The sequence below is a fragment of the Pseudomonas sp. JC1203 genome (genome assembly GCF_056175065.1).
Genome location: NZ_JBWCAM010000019.1, coordinates 48,859 through 65,046, shown reverse-complemented (window position 1 = coordinate 65,046; position 16,188 = coordinate 48,859). Strand labels below are relative to the sequence as shown.

The 16,188-nt window shown below is 66.3% G+C and carries 13 protein-coding genes; 4 read left to right on the top strand and 9 right to left on the bottom strand.

Translation table 11 applies throughout. From position 1 onward, the window contains the following. Positions 1-50 precede the first annotated feature (50 nt). From AC0SZ7_RS24730 to AC0SZ7_RS24705, 6 genes are all read right to left on the bottom strand, one after another. On the bottom strand, positions 51-1,751 hold the full coding sequence (locus AC0SZ7_RS24730) for a bifunctional metallophosphatase/5'-nucleotidase (RefSeq protein WP_475506847.1): 1,701 nt from the start codon (positions 1,749-1,751) through the stop codon (positions 51-53). A gap of 18 nt (positions 1,752-1,769) precedes the next feature. After that, positions 1,770-2,420: a MotA/TolQ/ExbB proton channel family protein gene (locus AC0SZ7_RS24725; protein ID WP_475506846.1), complete on the bottom strand. Its 651-nt coding sequence runs from the start codon at positions 2,418-2,420 to the stop codon at positions 1,770-1,772. A 50-nt stretch (positions 2,421-2,470) separates the two neighbouring features. Further along, entirely contained in the window at positions 2,471-4,702 is a 2,232-nt protein-coding gene (locus tag AC0SZ7_RS24720) for a TonB-dependent receptor family protein (RefSeq protein ID WP_475506845.1), read from the bottom strand. 41 nt (positions 4,703-4,743) lie between these two features. Further along, the gene (locus AC0SZ7_RS24715; protein WP_475506844.1) at positions 4,744-5,478 is read right to left on the bottom strand and encodes an energy transducer TonB family protein; all 735 of its coding nucleotides are present in this window, start codon (positions 5,476-5,478) and stop codon (positions 4,744-4,746) included. 3 nt (positions 5,479-5,481) lie between these two features. Further along, positions 5,482-5,889 (bottom strand): ExbD/TolR family protein, encoded by a 408-nt coding sequence (locus tag AC0SZ7_RS24710; protein WP_475506843.1) that lies wholly within the window; start codon positions 5,887-5,889, stop codon positions 5,482-5,484. A 416-nt stretch (positions 5,890-6,305) separates the two neighbouring features. Then, entirely contained in the window at positions 6,306-8,177 is a 1,872-nt protein-coding gene (locus AC0SZ7_RS24705) for a sigma-54-dependent Fis family transcriptional regulator (RefSeq protein WP_475506842.1), read from the bottom strand. Positions 8,178-8,458: 281 nt separating this feature from the next. Here AC0SZ7_RS24705 and AC0SZ7_RS24700 point away from each other — a divergent pair, with 281 nt between their 5' ends. From AC0SZ7_RS24700 to AC0SZ7_RS24685, 4 genes are read left to right on the top strand one after another with little or no spacing between them, the layout of a single operon-like run. Further along, positions 8,459-9,535, top strand: coding sequence for an ATP-NAD kinase family protein (locus AC0SZ7_RS24700; RefSeq protein WP_475506841.1), 1,077 nt, complete (start codon positions 8,459-8,461; stop codon positions 9,533-9,535). 3 nt (positions 9,536-9,538) lie between these two features. After that, positions 9,539-10,516, top strand: coding sequence for a thiamine pyrophosphate-dependent dehydrogenase E1 component subunit alpha (locus AC0SZ7_RS24695; RefSeq protein ID WP_475506840.1), 978 nt, complete (start codon positions 9,539-9,541; stop codon positions 10,514-10,516). A 20-nt stretch (positions 10,517-10,536) separates the two neighbouring features. After that, positions 10,537-11,553 carry an alpha-ketoacid dehydrogenase subunit beta gene (locus AC0SZ7_RS24690; protein WP_475506839.1) on the top strand — a complete coding sequence of 339 codons (1,017 nt, stop codon included), beginning with the start codon at positions 10,537-10,539 and terminating at the stop codon, positions 11,551-11,553. Next, positions 11,553-12,665 (top strand): acetoin dehydrogenase dihydrolipoyllysine-residue acetyltransferase subunit, encoded by a 1,113-nt coding sequence (locus AC0SZ7_RS24685; protein WP_475506838.1) that lies wholly within the window; start codon positions 11,553-11,555, stop codon positions 12,663-12,665. Before AC0SZ7_RS24690 ends, AC0SZ7_RS24685 begins: the two co-directional genes overlap by 1 nt. Positions 12,666-12,719: 54 nt before the next feature. Here AC0SZ7_RS24685 and AC0SZ7_RS24680 read toward each other — a convergent pair whose 3' ends face one another. The 3 genes from AC0SZ7_RS24680 to AC0SZ7_RS24670 form a co-directional block, all read right to left on the bottom strand. Further along, a complete protein-coding gene (locus AC0SZ7_RS24680) occupies positions 12,720-13,592 on the bottom strand; it encodes an undecaprenyl-diphosphate phosphatase (protein ID WP_475506837.1) in 873 nt (290 codons plus the stop codon). Between the two features lie 71 nt (positions 13,593-13,663). Further along, positions 13,664-14,629 carry a 5'-nucleotidase gene (locus AC0SZ7_RS24675; protein WP_475506836.1) on the bottom strand — a complete coding sequence of 322 codons (966 nt, stop codon included), beginning with the start codon at positions 14,627-14,629 and terminating at the stop codon, positions 13,664-13,666. Positions 14,630-14,684: 55 nt separating this feature from the next. Beyond that, positions 14,685-16,058: an amino acid permease gene (locus AC0SZ7_RS24670; RefSeq protein ID WP_475506835.1), complete on the bottom strand. Its 1,374-nt coding sequence runs from the start codon at positions 16,056-16,058 to the stop codon at positions 14,685-14,687. Between the last annotated feature and the right edge of the window lie 130 nt (positions 16,059-16,188).

Here is a 16,188-nt window from a genome sequence, read left to right as displayed (position 1 = left end):
TGATTGAAACGCGGTGGTTTTTTATTCTAGCGGGTATCTGGCGAGGCGGGTCATGGCGCACGCAGAATCCGCGGCGATGCTACCCCGCCGGCTGGCGTACCGGCCTGGTCCTGCGCCTGCAAATAGGCCACCAACGCGTCGAGGTCGTTGAGGCCGGTGTCCAGGCGGTGTTCGGCCTGGGCCAGCACGCTGAAGTTGTCGCCGCCCTCGGCCATGAACGAGTTCACCGTCACGCGGTAGGTTTGCGTGGCCAGCACGGGTTTGCCATCCACGCTGAGGCTACCCGGCACCAGGCGCTGGCCGGCAGGGCGGGTGGCGTCCCAGCGGTAGCGCAGGGTGGAAGAGGGCTGCAGTGGGCGGAAGGCCTTGTCGCCGTCCTGCCACTGCTGTTCCAGCAGCGCCTGCAACTGCGCGCCGCTGAGGGTGAGGATGTTCAGGGTGTTGTTGAACGGTTGGGTGCTGGCCACCTGGCCAAAGTTCAGCAGCGCCTGCCCAGGTTCCAGGATCAGGTCGCTGCGCATGCCGCCAGGGTTGGTGAACGCCACCTGCGCGCCCAGGCCGCGGGTGGCTGCCAGTTGGCCGTCGGCGATCACGTCGCCCAGGCTCGATTCGCCGGCCGGGCTCAGGGTGCGCGTCAGCTCGGTGCCGGCGATGCGTGCCACCGGTTTGTTCAGCAGCGCCTGGCTGCGTTGCTCCACACGGGCTTCCAGTGCGGCGATTTCCGGCGTGGCGGTGTAGCGCTTGGGGTCGACGACGATGTTGCGCGCGCTGGCGTTGAGCAGCTGGTGCTTGTCGGGGTCGATGGTCAGGGTCAGGTAGGTCAGCAGGCGGCCGTAGGATGCGCCTTGGGTCACCAGCTTGTCGCCCACCCGGCACAGGTAGCCCTGGTGGGTGTGGGCGGTCAGTACCACTTTGATTTCAGGGGCCAGGCGCTTGGCGACGTCGACGATGTCGCCCTGCAGGTGGCTGCAGTCGGCCTGGTCAAAATGTTCGGACGTTTCACCGCCCTGGTGAATCACCGCCACCACCGCGTCCACGCCTTGCTGGTGCAGGGCCGGCAGTTGCGCGTTGATGGCGTCGGCCTCGTCCAGCGTGCCCAGGCCTTGCATGCCCTTGGCGGTGACCACCGACGCCACGTCGCGCAGCACCGCACCGACGAAGGCCACCTTGACGCCGTTCACCTGCTCTATCTGGTAGGGGGCGAACAGCGGCTTGCCGCTGGCCTGGTCGATCAGGTTGGCGGCGATATAGGGGAAGCGCGCGCCACGGTAGGCCTTGTCGAACTGGCAAGCCTTGTCCGGGCGCGCCGAATCGCAGCCGCCGCGCACCTGGCGCAGCAGCTCGGCGCTGCCCTGGTCGAGTTCGTGGTTGCCCACCACGCTGAGGTCCAGGCCCAGCAGGTTGAGGGCGTCCAGGGTTGGCTCGTCGGCCCACATCGCCGAAATCGGCGGGCTGCCGCCGATCATGTCGCCGCCGCCAATCAGCAGCAGGTGCGGGTCTTGCTGGCGCAGTTGGGCAACCACGCCGCTGAGGGCGTTGATGCCGCCGGCTTTCATGGTCACCTTGCCGCCCGGCGCGCTGGGCATGGGGTAGCTCAGCGGGGTGGGCAGCAGGTTGCCGTGGAAGTCGTTGATTGCGGCAATGTTGACCGTGACCGGCTTGGCCGGGCTGGCGGCCTGGGTGCAGGCACCCAGCAGCAGTGCGGCGGCCAGCAGGCTGGCGCGGCGCGGGGCGAACGGTAGGGCGGGCATGGGCACTCCTTGTCCAGGTCAGGCGGTACGGTGCTGGGCGGCAGCGGCAGCGGCGCTGGTGTCGGTGGCGGGCGCGTAGCGGGTGCCCAGGCCTGCGCGCAACAGTAGCATTTTCAGGTGGTCGGCGATCTGCTCCTGGCGGTCCTGCAGGTGGCTGTTGAATACCAGGCCCACCAGTGCGATGGAAATACCCAGCGCGGTGGCGTACAGCGCGGTGCCGATGCCGCGGGACACTTCGCCCGGGTCCGACACACCGGCCTCGGCCAGCGCCTTGAAGGTGTCGATGATGCCCATGATGGTGCCCAACAGCCCCAGCAGCGGCGCGCCGGCCACCACGGCTTCCAGAATCCACAGGCTGCGCGAGAGCTTGCCGCGCAGTTCTATGTAGATGGCCTGGCCCAGGTCTTCCAGCTCCTGGTGCGAGTGCAGGTGGCGGCGGCCTTCATACAGCTGGTGCAGCAGCTGCAGTGGCAGGCTGTCGCGGCCGGTCAGCTCGGCCGGCAGGTCAGCGGTGCCGCGCACGCTGGGGTTCAGCGCCGGCACCAGCTTGCGCGCGCGGCCCAGGGAGTAGCTGAAGAAAATGCAGCGTTCCACCACCACGAAGGCGGCGAGGGCGGCGGCGCCGTACATCACGTAGAACGTCAGGTCGTGCAGCAGGTTCATGTTCATCGAAACGCATCCTTATGTAGAGGCCGGCGCCCGCGCGCCGGCCGCGGGGGTCAGAAGCCGACTTCCAGGGACACCATGGCGGTGCGCTCTTCGCCGACGTTGTAATACGGCGTGCTGGCGCTCAGGCCGTTGTGGGCCTGGGCGTTGAAGGCCACGGTGCTGGCCGAGGCCAGGTAGTGCTTGTCGAACATGTTCAGCACCGAGAAGCGCACGGTGGCCGACTTGATCACCTTCTTGTCCACCGGCAGGTACATACCGGCGTTGAGGTCGAACACGGTGCGGCCGCTGATCTTCTCGTCGTCGGTCAGGTCGCCGTAGTAACTGCCCACGTACTTGCCGGCGACGTTGCCGTAGTAGTGCTTGTCGTCATAGCCGATGCTGGCGTTGAACATGTTCTTCGGCACGTTGGCCAACTGCTTGCCGGTGGTGGGCAGCTCGACGCCCTTGTACGTCACGTCGTCCTTCTGGGTGGAGTCGGTGTAGGTGTACGAGGTGTAGTAGTTGAAGTTGTGCGGCAGCAGGCCGCTCCACTCCAGTTCCAGGCCCTGGTTGACCACGGTGCCGACGTTGAGCATCTCGTAGTCGCCGTCGGCGTTGGTGGTGGACACCTCGCGGTCCTTGTAGGCGATGTGGAACAGCGTGGCGCTCAGGGCCGTGTCCTTGGTGGTGTAGCGCCAGCCCAGCTCCTGGTTCCAGCTCAGTTCGGGAGCCAGGTACATGGAGTCGGCAGTGTCGTACAGCACGTAGTTGGGCGGCGTGCGCAGGTTGCGGGTGACGTTGTAGAACGCCTGGTTGCGGTCATTGATCTGGTAGCGAACGCTGAAGTTGGGCAGGAACTCGTGGTAGGTGCGGTCACGTTTTTCCGGCACGTCGTACAGGCTCGCCATCAGGTTGCCCTTGCGCTCCACGTACTGGTAGGCCAGGCCGCCGGTCACGGTCCAGTCCGGGGTCAGCGACCAGGTGTCCTGGGCCCACAGTTTCTGCGCCGGGGTCTGGGTGTAGTAGTGGCGGCCCTGCACGGTGGCGCCGTTGTTGTCGGTCACCTGGTTGGCGCCGTTGTACTCGGCCCACACGCTGGACGGCGTGCCGTCGGCGTTGATGCTGATGAATGGCTGGGTCTGGCGCTGGCGGGCCAGTTCATACCAGTAGCCGAAGTCGGCGCTGTGCTCGTCGTTGATGTCCCACTTCACCTTGCTGGTCACGCCCGAACGCCAGGTCTCGGTCCACGAAGGCTTGTAATACGTATTGGAGGCAAGGCCTGCCAGGTTGTAGTTGCCAGCGGTGGAGGAGGTGCTGGACAGGGTCGAGGCGTTGCCCGAGAAACTGCCGCCCGAACCCCAGGAGTAATACGGCGCCACCGACAGCGAGAGGTTGTCGCGCAGCTGGAAACGCTGGGTCAGCGAGGCGTTGAAGTTCTCGAAGTTGTTGCGGTTGAGTTTGTAGTAGCTCGACAGCTTGCCGTTCTTGTACACCGGCGTGGTCGGGTAGTCGGTGCGCGGGTCGGCTTCGAACTGTGCCTTGCTCAGGGTGTAGTAGTTGTAGCCTTCCTGGCGGTTGTACTTGACGATCAGGTTGGTGGAGTTGCCGCTGCCGTCGTCGAACAGGGTGTTCCATTCCACCTTGTCCGCGCGCACGCCACCGGCGCCGCGCCACTTGTCGCCCTCGGTGTGCGAGGCCGATACCCAGGTGCGGAAGCCGTTGATGTCGCCGGTGTTGAGCCGCGCAAAGCTCTTGCGCAGGTTGTTGGTGCCCACCGATTGCTTGACGAACACGCCGAAATCTTTCTCCGGGCGCAAGGTCACCAGGCCGATATTGCCGCCGCTGGAACCGATGTGCGGGCCGTCGGCCTCGGACGAGCCCTGGGTGGCGAACACTTCGCCGATGTTTTCCGGGTCGCCCAGCAGGTTGGGGTAGATGGTGTAGCTGCCCGAGTCGTTGATGGGGATGCCGTCGGCGGAGATACCGATCTGGTCGGCGTTCATCCCGCGCATGGTCAGGCTGGTCCCCACCAGGCCCGTGGCGTCGGTGCTGGAGACGTTGACACCCGGGGTGTACTTGAGCTTGTCCAGGGCGTTGGCGGTGCTGGACATCTGGTCCATGGCTTCCTTGGTCACGGTGGAGCGCGCCTTGGCGCTGTCCTCCTGCACCATGTGGCCCCCGCCCAGGCTTTGCCCGGTCACGGTCACGTCACCAATGTCCATTGAATCGTCGGCCAGGGCGGCAAGCGTCCAGCCGCCAGCCCCCACGGCCAGTAGCGTCACGAATAAACGATTGAGTTTCAAGGTGTTCCCCTAGGGAGGTCAGTGTTGCAGTCGAGGTTTTTTTAGTTGTCCAGGTTGTACACAAGCGTTGCGCTGAAGCGGTATCTGTCCTTGCCCGAGAACGCGGTGTCCGGGAACGGCACCACCTGTTCCATGCGTCGCAGGCTGGTTTGCGCGGCGCGGTTGAGCAGCATGTTGGTGGCGCGTTTCTCGATGCCCGAGTCCAGCACCTTGCCGCTGCGGTCCACCTCCAGCCACACCACCACATTGCCCTGGGGGCGCTGCAGCGAGGCTTCGCGGCCGGTGGGGTATTGCTTGTACTTTTCCAGCTCGGCCAGCAGCCGGGCGATGTAGCGGTTTTCCGCGTCCGCAGGGTTCGGCGGTGGCGGCGAAGCGGGGCGGGCGGCTACCACCGGGGCTACCGGTGCGGGAGCTGCGGCCGGTGCGGGCGGCGTGGGCACTGCGGGGGCCGATTTCGCCGGGGCTGCCTTGGCCACCTGCGGCCGTGGCTTGGGTGGCTGCGGTTTCACCACCGGTGGCTTGGGTTTGGGCGGTGGCGCCTGCTCGACAGCCTCGGCCGTTTCTTCCACTGGCGGTGGTGGTGGTTCGGCCTGGGCCACGGGTTGCGGCGGTGGCGGTGGCGCTTCAGGTTCCACCAGCGCTACTTCCACGGTGCTGTTGTCGTACCTGGGCGTAATCTTGAGTTCGCTGTGCAAGGCACTGTGAATCGCCGCCGCCAGCAGACACAGGGCCGGCAGGCAAGCCAGGGCCTTGCGCGACTTGAATAGCATCCACATGGCTCAGTGCTTCCGGGTAGCGATGGACACGGAGGCAAAGCCGTTGCTTTTCAACAGGTCCATCACCGCCACCAGCCGGGCCACTTCCACGCCCTGGTCGCTGTTGAGGATGATCACCAGCTTGTCGCTGTCCTGTTGCAGGGGCTTGAGTTGGCTCACCAGTGCCTCTTCGCTCACGTCCTTGCCATCCAGTTGCAGGCGCTGGTCCAGGCCCAGGGTGATGATTGCCTTGTTCTGCGGCTTGAGCTGCTGCGCATGGCTGGCGCCGGGCAGCTGGGTCTTGATGCCCAGCGCCGGGATCACGTTGAGGCTGATCAGCACAAAGAACACCAGCAGGAACATCATCACGTCGATCATCGGCACAATTTCGATGTGCAGGCGCTTTTTCTTTGGTTCTTCCCAGGTACGCATGGCTCTACACCCTTTTCACAGTGGTCCTTTGAAACCTGGGCAGTCGCTCAGGTTCTGTGGTGGCGCGGCGTCTGGGCAGGGGTTGTTCGGAACCTGACGCCAGCGGCAGGATGCAAGATAGGGAGGGTATGTTTAAGTTTCATTGCAGTGGGGAAGATTTTTACCGGGAGATTCCTGAAAAAACGTTTTCATGGAGATGCCAGGGGATTCGCGGCTTGATCGCTGGATATCGGTTTTTTATGGGACGATGGTACGCGTTTGGCGGGCGGCGACGCAGGTTGGTCTCAGGTGTCAGGATAGGTGAAGCGTTTCCGCAGCGCGCAGGCCATGACGCGGCCTGTGGGAGCTGGCTTGCCAGCGAGCTGTTGGGGCCATAAAAGCTCGCTGGCAAGCCAGCTCCCACAAGACAGTCGCTGTTACGGAATTTTGGTTGGGCTTCTGCCGGGCATCTCGATGCCGTGCTGGCGCACCCTGCGGTACAGGGTTGCCCGGGATATGCCCAGGGCCTGGGCCGCTGGCGCCGGCTTCCAGCGATGGCGTATCAGGGCGTCCAGCAGGGCCTGGCGTTCCGGGCAGCTGGCGACATCTTCATGCGTGGCACCGTCCGGCTCGCCTTGCAGGCCTTCCGGCAGATGCGCCAGTTGAATTATCGCGCCCTCGCACACCGCGCAGGCATAGCGCAGCACGTGGCGAAGCTGGCGCACGTTGCCCGGCCAGCGGTAGCCCAGCAGCAGTTCCAGCGCCGCATCGCTCAGTTGCAACGGGCTGTCGCTGCCAATGGCTTCTTCCTTGAGCAGGCGGTTGATCAAGCTCAGGCGGTCACTGCGTTCGCGCAGCGGTGGTAGCTGGAAGCGCGCGCCGCCCAGGCGGAAGTACAGGTCCTCGCGGAACTCGCCGGCCGCCACCATGGCCTCCAGGTCGCGGTGGCTGGCGCACACCACCTGGATGTCCACCGCCTGGCGCCGCGCCGCGCCCAGGGGCGCCACTTCGCCTTCGGCCAGCACCCGCAGCAGGCGGGTTTGCAGCGCCAAGGGCATGTCGCCGATCTCGTCGAGGAACAGCGTGCCGCCGTCGGCCTGTTGCAGCAGGCCCTGCATGCCCTTGCTGGAAGCGCCGGTGAAGGCGCCGGCGCTGTAGCCGAACAGTTCGCTCTCGATCAGGCTTTCGGGAATGGCCGCGCAGTTGAGCGCCACGAACGGCCGCGCCCGGCGCTGGCTGGCCTGGTGCAGCTGGCGGGCGAACACTTCTTTGCCCGAGCCGGTCTCGCCCTGGATCAGCACTGGCAGGTTACGGTCTTTCACGCGCACGGCCAGGCGCAGGCTTTCCTCGATGCGTGGGTCCGACTCGGCCGGCGCCAAGGCCGGGCGGCGGGCATGGGCAGGTGGGCGGCGGGGGCCGCTGAGGCGGCCGTGCAGGTCGTGCAACTGGCACAGCGACTGGTCGCGTGCGCCGTGCAGCAGGTCCTGGTCGAACACCTGGCTGATGTGCGCCGGCAGCTGGCCGTGGCGTTGCAGCAGGTAATGCCGGGCCGCCGGGTTCAGCGCCTGCAGGCAGCCGTCGTCGTCCCAGGCGAACAGGTAGTCAGGCTGGCTGTCGACGTAGCCGGGGCTGCGGTGCGCGCGCAGCACCCAATACCCCTGGGCGCTGCTCATGAAGAACGCCTGTTCGATCTCGCGTGCGCTCTGCACCACCATCTGGCGGATAAGGTGCTGGGAACGGCGTTCGTCGGGCGAGCGTACCGCCGACACGTCCAGCACCCCCAGCAGCTGGCCCTGGGGGTCGAACACCGGGGCGGCGGAGCAGGTCAGGCCGATGAAGGCGGCGCGAAAATGGTCGCGCTTGTGCACCGTCACCGGGGCGCCGCTGGTGAGCACGGCGGCCACTCCGCAGGTGCCTTCCTCGCCTTCCGACCAGCAGGTGCCCAGGTAGAGCCCGGCCTTGCGGCAGTCATTGCGGATGGCGCTTTCCACCCGGTAATCGATGGTCTGGCCCTGGGCGTCGGTCAGCAGCACGCAGTAGTCGGCGTCGCGCACCCGGCCATGCAGGCGCGCCACTTCTTCGCTGGCAATGCGCAGGAACAGGTCGGAACGCTCGCGGCATTCGCGCAGCACATTGTGCGACAGGATGCGCGGCCCCTGCAGGGAGCCGGGGTCCAGGTGGTGCTGGTCCATGGAGCGCCGCCACGAGTCCAGGATCAGGTCGGGGACAGGCAGTTGCGGCAGGTGCGCGGCATTTTTCAATACACGGCTGACGCACTCCACGTGCGCCTTCGAGTGTGCGGAAAGCATCAGGGCCTCCGGGTCGAGCTTCTTGTAGTTGTACGGGCATTAAGCCCCCATCCGCAGGCGTCGACAAGGGGCAGGCCGTCGACACGGGCGGTGAGACGCCACGTCTCAGCGTCTCGCCGGGGCACCGTGCAGGTTGCGACCGCACGTCTCAAACAGGCGGTTGGAAAGTCGCTCGCTGCGAGCGCGCAGAGGCCCTGGCACAAGCGTTTCAGCCCAGCAGCCGATAACTGGCACCGGCCTTGCTCTGGCCTTGGCAAACCACAATAACAACGAGGTCACCCATGAGCCGTCGGCCCCTGACCGCAGGCATCATCGCCAACCCCGCCTCGGGCCGCGATGTGCGCCGCCTCACCGCCAACGCCGGGCTGTTTTCCAGCACCGACAAGGTCTCGGTGATCCAGCGCCTGCTGGCCGCCTTCGGTGCCACTGGCATCGAGCGGGTGCTGATGCCCACCGACATGACCGGCATCGCCGCCGCCGTGCAGAAGAACAGCCACGGCCGCCAGGCCCGCGACGGCCACTGGCCGACCCTTGAATTCCTTGACCTGCCGCTGCGCCAGAGCGTCGACGACACCCGCCAGGCCGCGCGCTGGATGGCCGAGCGCGAGGTAGCGTTGATCGCCGTGCTAGGCGGCGACGGCACCCACAAGGCGGTGGCCGCCGAGGTCGGCGACGTCCCGCTGCTGGCGCTGTCCACCGGCACCAACAACGCGTTCCCCGAATTGCGCGAAGCCACCAGCGCCGGCCTGGCCGGGGGGCTGTTCGCCAGCGGCCGGGTACCACCCGCCCTGGCGCTGCGGCGCAATAAGCGCCTGCTGGTGCGCGAAGCGGCGCGCGGCCTGTGCGAGACCGCGCTGGTGGACGTGGCGGTGTCGGCCTTGCCGTTCATCGGCGCCCGCGCCATCAGCCGCGCCGAAGACCTCGCTGAGGTCTTCGTCACCTTCGCCGAGCCCCAGGCCATCGGCCTCTCGGCGCTGTGCGGGCTGTGGCTGCCGGTCAGCCGCCAGGCCGCCCACGGCGCCTGGATGCGCCTGGGCGCGCAGGCGGCCGAAACGCTGCTGGCGCCCCTGGCACCTGGCCTGCTGCAGGGCTGTGGGGTGTTGGAGGCCGGCTACCTGCAAGCCGGCGAGCCCCAGCCGCTGTGCCTGGCCAGCGGCACCCTCGCCCTGGATGGCGAGCGCGAGATCGAATTCAACGCCCATGACCGGCCCACGGTCACCCTCGATGCTGGCGGCCCGCTGAGCATCGACGTACCCGCGGTGCTGGCCTTTGCAGCGCAACAACGGCTGCTGGCCATTCCCCGTGAACACCCGCTGCACCCGCTGAACCTCATGCACCCAGACACCCTTGGAGAATAAAAAATGTCGACACCGCTGAGCGCTGACCAACTGCTGCACGCCTACCGGGTGATGCGCACCATCCGTGTGTTCGAAGAACGCCTGCACGTGGAGTTCGCCACCGGCGAAATTCCCGGCTTCGTGCACCTGTACGCCGGCGAAGAAGCCTCCGCCGCCGGCGTCATGGCGCACCTGGGCGACACCGACTTCATTGCCTCCACCCACCGCGGCCACGGCCATTGCATCGCCAAGGGCGTGGAGGTGTACGGCATGATGGCCGAGATTTACGGCAAGAAAACCGGGGTGTGCCAGGGCAAGGGCGGCTCCATGCACATCGCCGACATGGAGAAAGGCATGCTCGGCGCCAACGGCATCGTCGGTGCCGGCGCGCCCCTGGCCGTGGGCGCAGCGCTGGCGGCCAAGCTCAAGGGCACCGACGGCGTCGGTGTGGCCTTCTTCGGCGACGGCGGCTCCAACGAAGGAGCGGTGTTCGAAGCCATGAACATGGCCTCGGTGTGGAACCTGCCGTGCATTTTCGTCGCCGAGAACAACGGCTACGCCGAGGCCACCGCGTCGAACTGGTCGGTGGCCTGCGACCACATCGCCGACCGCGCTGCCGGCTTCGGCATGCCCGGCGTCACCGTCGACGGTTTCGACTTCTTCGCCGTGCACGAAGCCGCCGGCGCCGCCATCGAGCGCGCCCGCGCCGGCGAGGGGCCGTCGCTGATCGAGGTCAAGCTGACCCGCTACTACGGCCACTTCGAGGGCGACGCGCAGACCTACCGCGCGCCCGACGAGGTGAAAAATTTCCGTGAACGCAGCGACTGCCTGATGCAGTTCCGCGCGCGCACCACCCGCGCCGGGCAGTTGCAGGCCAGCCAGCTGGACCAGGTCGACCGCGAGGTAGACCAGCTGATCGACAACGCCGTGCGCAAGGCCAAGGCCGATCCCAAGCCCACCGCCGCCGACCTGTTGACCGACGTCTACGTCGCCTACCCCTAAGAACAAGAGAGATCACTATCATGGCGAGAAAAATCAGTTACCAGCAGGCCATCAACGAAGCCCTGGCCCAGGAGATGCGCCGCGACCCCAGTGTGTTCATCATGGGCGAAGACGTGGCCGGCGGCGCCGGTGCGCCGGGCGAAAATGATGCCTGGGGCGGCGTGCTCGGCGTTACCAAGGGCCTGTACGACCAGTTCCCCGGGCGGGTACTGGACACCCCGCTGTCAGAGATCGGCTACGTCGGCGCCGCCGTGGGCGCGGCCACCTGTGGCGTGCGCCCGGTGTGCGAATTGATGTTCGTCGACTTCGCCGGCTGCTGCCTGGACCAGCTGCTGAACCAGGCGGCCAAATTCCGCTACATGTTCGGCGGCAAGGCCAGCACGCCGCTGGTCATCCGTACCATGGTCGGCGCCGGCCTGCGCGCGGCGGCCCAGCACTCGCAGATGCTCACCTCGCTGTGGACCCACATTCCCGGCCTGAAAGTGGTGTGCCCCTCATCCCCCTACGAGGCCAAGGGCCTGCTGATACAGGCGATCCGCGACAACGACCCGGTGATTTTCTGCGAGCACAAGTTGCTCTACAGCGTGCAGGGCGACGTGCCCGAAGAGCTGTACACCATCCCCTTCGGCGAGGCCAACTTCCTGCGCGACGGCAAGGACGTCACCCTGGTGTCCTACGGCCGTACGGTGAACACTGCGCTGGACGCGGCGCGCAGCCTGGCCGGGCGCGGCATCGACTGCGAGGTGCTCGACCTGCGCACCACCAGCCCGCTGGACGAGGACAGCATCCTGGAAAGCGTGGAAAAAACCGGGCGGCTGGTGGTGATCGACGAGGCCAACCCACGTTGCTCGGTGGCCACCGATATCGCCGCGCTGGTGGCGCAGAAAGCCTTTGGCGCGCTGAAGGCGCCGATTGAAATGGTCACCGCCCCACACACCCCGGTGCCGTTCTCCGATGCTTTGGAAGACCTGTACATTCCCGACGCGGCGAAAATCGAGACTGCCGTGCTCAAGCTGATCGAGTGGAGCAAGCGCTGATGACCCAGATACATACCCTGACCATGCCCAAGTGGGGCCTGTCGATGACCGAGGGCCGGGTGGATGCCTGGCTCAAGGAGCAGGGCCAGCCGATCACCAAGGGCGACGAAGTGCTGGACGTGGAAACCGACAAAATCTCCAGCAGTGTCGAGGCGCCGTTTTCAGGGGTGTTGCGCCGCTGCATCGCCCGCCAGGATGAAACCCTGGCAGTGGGCGCGTTGCTGGCCATCGTCGTCGACGGCGAGGCCAGCGACGCCGAGATAGACGCGGTGATCGCGCAGTTCCAGGCCAGCTTCGTGCCCGGCGCCGGCGGCGACGAGGACAGCGGCCCAGCGCCGCAGAAGGTCGAGCTGGACGGCCGGATGATCCGCTATTTCGAGCGCGGCGAGGGCGGCGAGCCGCTGGTGCTGGTGCACGGCTTTGGCGGTGACCTCAACAACTGGCTGTTCAACCACGAGGCGCTGGCGGCGGGGCGCCGGGTGATTGCCCTGGACCTGCCGGGGCACGGCGAGTCGGGCAAGCAGCTGGTGCGCGGCAGCCTGGATGAGCTGAGCGCAGCGCTGTTGGCCTTGCTCGACCACCTGGACGTCCCGGCGGCGCACCTGGCGGGCCATTCCATGGGCGGCGCCGTCGCGCTGAATACCGCGCGCCTGGCGCCGAAGCGGGTGCGTTCGCTGACGCTGATCGCCAGCGCCGGGCTGGGCGCCGAAATCAACGGCAGCTACCTGCAAGGCTTTGTCGACGCCAGCAACCGCAACGCCCTCAAACCGCAGTTGGTGCAACTGTTCTCCAATGCCGAACGGGTGAACCGGCAAATGCTCGAAGACATGCTCAAGTACAAACGCCTGGAAGGCGTGGACACGGCGTTGCGCAGCCTGGTCGGCGAGCTGTTCGCCGACGGCCGCCAGCGCCATGATTTGCGCGCGGTGGTGCAGGAAGGCGGGGTGCCGGCGCTGGTGATATGGGGCAGTGACGACGCCATCATTCCGGCGGCCCACGCCGAGGGCCTGAAGGCGCAGGTAGAAGTGTTGGCAGGGCAGGGGCACATGGTGCAGATGGAGGCGGCGGAGCAGGTCAACCGCTTGATCGAGGCCTTTGTCAGGCGCTCATGAGTCCGCGCGGCCGGTGCCCTGTAGCACCGGCCGCCAGGCCGGGTCCACGCGCGATTACGCTAACAAACCGCTGCTCACCGCCACAATCAAAAACACCCCCAACACCGCCCGGTAGACAATGAACGGCCAGGTGCTGAAGCGCTCCAGGAACTTCATCAACCCCCAGATGGCAAAGAATGCCGAGATACTGGCAATCACCAGCCCGAACACCAGGTGCCCCCAGGCTTCGGCGCCAATGCCGGCGTGCAGCAGCACCCACAATTCCTTCAGCCCCGCCAGGGCAATGGCCGGCAGCCCCAGCAGGAACGAAAAGCGCGCCGCCTCTTCACGCTTGAAGTTCAAGAACAGCGCCGCTGTCAGGGTCGAGCCCGAACGCGAAACGCCCGGAATCAATGCGCCCATCTGGGCCAGGCCGACGATCAAGGCATCGCGCAGGCGCATCTGCTCCATGTCGCGCCGGTGTTTGCAGCTCAGCTCGGCACCCGCCAGCAGCGCCGCCATCACCAGGCACGACACGCCAATCACCATCAGCCCGCGCAAGGGCGAGTTGCAGGTGTTGAGCAGTGGCGACAGCAGCACGCCGAAAATCACGATGGGGGTGGTCGCCAGGATGATCGCCACCGCCAGCTTGAACCAGGGGTCGTAGTAATCTTCGCGGCGTACCGCGCTGATGCTGCCGCTGACCACCTGCTGCACGTCGCGCCAGAAGTAGCTGACCACCGCCGCCAACGCCGCCAGTTGCATGGCGGCGGAGAAGGCCGAGCCTGGGTCGGGCCAGCCCAGCAGGGCAGGGACGATGCGCATGTGCGCGGTGGAGGAAATGGGCAGCAGTTCGGAAATGCCCTGGATAACCCCCAGAATGCCGATTTGCAGGTAGTCGAGTGATGCGAAGCCGGTGTCGAGGCCGCTGGAACAAATAGTCGCCAAGGCGAGGTCCTTGCAGGTGAAGTGGGTCTTGAGCAAAGAGCGTAGCCGGGATGTGTGACGCGTAAACCGCGCTACTCAGACTGCCGCTTAATTTCATCCACGGGCCCGTGATTGGTCACCCCGAACGGAATATGCACCGAGGGCACCACGGTGCTGGCCGAGCGCAGGTGGGCCGGCTGGTCGTCGAAGAAGATGTGCGGGCGCAGCACCCCCAGCACCTTGCCTTTCTCGATGCCGCCGAGGAAAAACGCGTCGTTGGCCATCACCCCCCAGCTTTTCAGGGTGTTCAGCGCGCGCTCGTGGGACGGCGCGTTGCGCGCGGTGACGATGGACACGCGAAAGCGGTTCTCGTAAGTGGGGTCGAGCTTCTTGCGCTGTTCCTCGGCGGTCTGGATGCGGCCCATGCGCACCAGGAACTCCTTCAGTGGCCCCGGGTTGTGTGGCTGCATCACGTTTTTCACCTCATGGGCGTGGAATGGCCCCAGGCCCTCGCGCTGCATCACCTGTTCCGATTCGTCGCCGGCCAGCACGCCGTCGAAGTCGAAGGCGATGCGCAGGGAGTTGTCCTGCTCGTCGTCCACCAGGGTCGAGTCCAGCACCTGGCCGGCCGGGAAATTGGCCTTGATGGCGGCCTCCACGTCTTCCTGGTTGGCAGACAGGAACAGGGCGATGTTCAGCGCCGGGATGAATTCGTAAGGCGAGCGGCCCTGCATGAAGATGGCGCGGGTGATGCCCAGGCCGTAGTGCTCGATGGTGCGCATCACTCGCAGGCCGGTGTCGGGGTCGTTGCGCGACAGCAGCACCACCTCCACCAGCGGGTCATTCTGCGGGTCGTCGCTGAGGTCGTTGAGCGACAGCAGGCGGCGAATGAACGAGAAGGCGATGCCCTTGGGCAGCGGCGTGTCCAGGTGTTCCTCCTGGAACCTGCGGTACTGCTGCTCGCCCTGGCGCTTGAACACCGCATCGGATTCGGACAGGTCGAACACCGCGCTCGAAGCGACGCCGATGACGAGGCGGTGGTCCAGGGCGTAGGGCATGGGGGGCATCCTTGTGGTGGGAACCCCCAGTGTATCGTGTTGGCCCGGAAACGGCCTACGCAGCCCCTGTAGCAGCGGCCGCCAGGCCGCGTCCCCGGCTGCCATACGCCACCGCCAACACCCCCAGCCACACCGGCATCAAGTACACCGACAGGCGCATGCCCGGGGTCAGCCACATCACCACCACCACGCCGGCCAGGAACGCCAGGGTCAGGCAATTGCTCAGCGGGTAGCCCCAGCTGGGGTACAGGCTGGCCAGGCCCTCGCGCAGGCGCTGGCGCTTGAATTTCAGGTGGGTGACGCTGATCACCACCCAGTTCAGCACCAGCGCCGATACCACCAGCGCCATCAGCAAACCGAAGGCATCCCCGGGCATCAGGTAGTTGATGACCACGCAGGCGCCGGTTGCCAGCGACGACACGCCCAGCGCCACCACCGGCACGCCACGGCGGTTGGTGCGCAGCACGGCGGCCGGGGCATTGCCCTGGCGCGCCAGGCCGAACAGCATGCGGCTGTTGCTGAACACGCAGCTGTTGTACACCGACAGCGCGGCGGTGAGCACCACGGCGTTGAGCACCGAGGCGATGACGTTGCTGTCCAGCGCATGGAAGATAAGCACGAAGGGGCTGCCGCCAGTCACCACGTTCTGCCACGGGTACAGCGACAGCAGCACGGCCAGGGCACCGATGTAGAACAGCAGGATGCGCCAGATCACCTGGTTGGTGGCCTTGGGAATGCTGCGCTGCGGGTCGTCGGCCTCGGCGGCGGTAATGCCCACCAGTTCCAGCCCGCCGAAGGAAAACATGATCACCGCCATGGCCATGGCCAGCCCTGTCCAGCCGTGCGGCATGAAGCCGCCGTGGGCCCACAGGTTGCTGACCCCGGCCTGCGGGCCGCCGGTGCCGGTGGCCAGCAGCCAGCCGCCGAAGGCGATCATGCTGACCACTGCCACCACCTTGATCAGCGCAAACCAGAACTCCACCTCGCCATAGCATTTCACGTGGGTGAGGTTGATCAGGTTGATCAGCACGAAGCACACCGCCGCCGATGCCCAGGTGGGAATGGCCGGCCACCAGTACTGCACGTACAGGCCAACCGCCGTCAGTTCGGCCATGCCCACCAGCACGTACAGCACCCAGTAGTTCCAGCCCGACATGAAGCCGGCGAACGGGCTCCAGTAGCGGTGGGCGAAGTGGCTGAACGTGCCGCTTACCGGCTCTTCCACCACCATTTCGCCCAGCTGGCGCATGATCATGAAGGCCACCACGCCGGCAATGGCGTAGCCCAGGATAGCCGCGGGGCCGGCCATGTTGATGGTCTGGGCGATGCCCAGGAACAGCCCGGTGCCGATCGAACCGCCCAGGGCGATCAGCTGGATGTGGCGGTTTTTCAAACCCCGGTGCAACGCAGGGGTGGGTGCTTGACTCATGGCGATGTCCTGATCAATGGGAGGCGGGCATTGGCCGATGCCCTGCGCGACGTCTTGGCAAGGCTCGTTTGCAATTCAGGTGCCAGTTGCTGGTAACCTGCCCGCCCACCCCCATGCGCAACGGAGCCCA

What these genes read in the sequence shown, in the direction of transcription:
- AC0SZ7_RS24730 (WP_475506847.1), bottom strand. Translation starts at nt 1,751, where the DNA reads ATGCCCGCCCTACCGTTCGCCCCGCGCCGCGCCAGCCTGCTGGCCGCC.
- AC0SZ7_RS24725 (WP_475506846.1), bottom strand. Translation starts at nt 2,420, where the DNA reads ATGAACATGAACCTGCTGCACGACCTGACGTTCTACGTGATGTACGGC.
- AC0SZ7_RS24715 (WP_475506844.1), bottom strand. Translation starts at nt 5,478, where the DNA reads ATGTGGATGCTATTCAAGTCGCGCAAGGCCCTGGCTTGCCTGCCGGCC.
- AC0SZ7_RS24710 (WP_475506843.1), bottom strand. Translation starts at nt 5,889, where the DNA reads ATGCGTACCTGGGAAGAACCAAAGAAAAAGCGCCTGCACATCGAAATT.
- AC0SZ7_RS24705 (WP_475506842.1), bottom strand. Translation starts at nt 8,177, where the DNA reads ATGCTTTCCGCACACTCGAAGGCGCACGTGGAGTGCGTCAGCCGTGTA.
- AC0SZ7_RS24700 (WP_475506841.1), top strand. Translation starts at nt 8,459, where the DNA reads ATGAGCCGTCGGCCCCTGACCGCAGGCATCATCGCCAACCCCGCCTCG.
- AC0SZ7_RS24695 (WP_475506840.1), top strand. Translation starts at nt 9,539, where the DNA reads ATGTCGACACCGCTGAGCGCTGACCAACTGCTGCACGCCTACCGGGTG.
- AC0SZ7_RS24690 (WP_475506839.1), top strand. Translation starts at nt 10,537, where the DNA reads ATGGCGAGAAAAATCAGTTACCAGCAGGCCATCAACGAAGCCCTGGCC.
- AC0SZ7_RS24685 (WP_475506838.1), top strand. Translation starts at nt 11,553, where the DNA reads ATGACCCAGATACATACCCTGACCATGCCCAAGTGGGGCCTGTCGATG.
- AC0SZ7_RS24675 (WP_475506836.1), bottom strand. Translation starts at nt 14,629, where the DNA reads ATGCCCTACGCCCTGGACCACCGCCTCGTCATCGGCGTCGCTTCGAGC.
- AC0SZ7_RS24670 (WP_475506835.1), bottom strand. Translation starts at nt 16,058, where the DNA reads ATGAGTCAAGCACCCACCCCTGCGTTGCACCGGGGTTTGAAAAACCGC.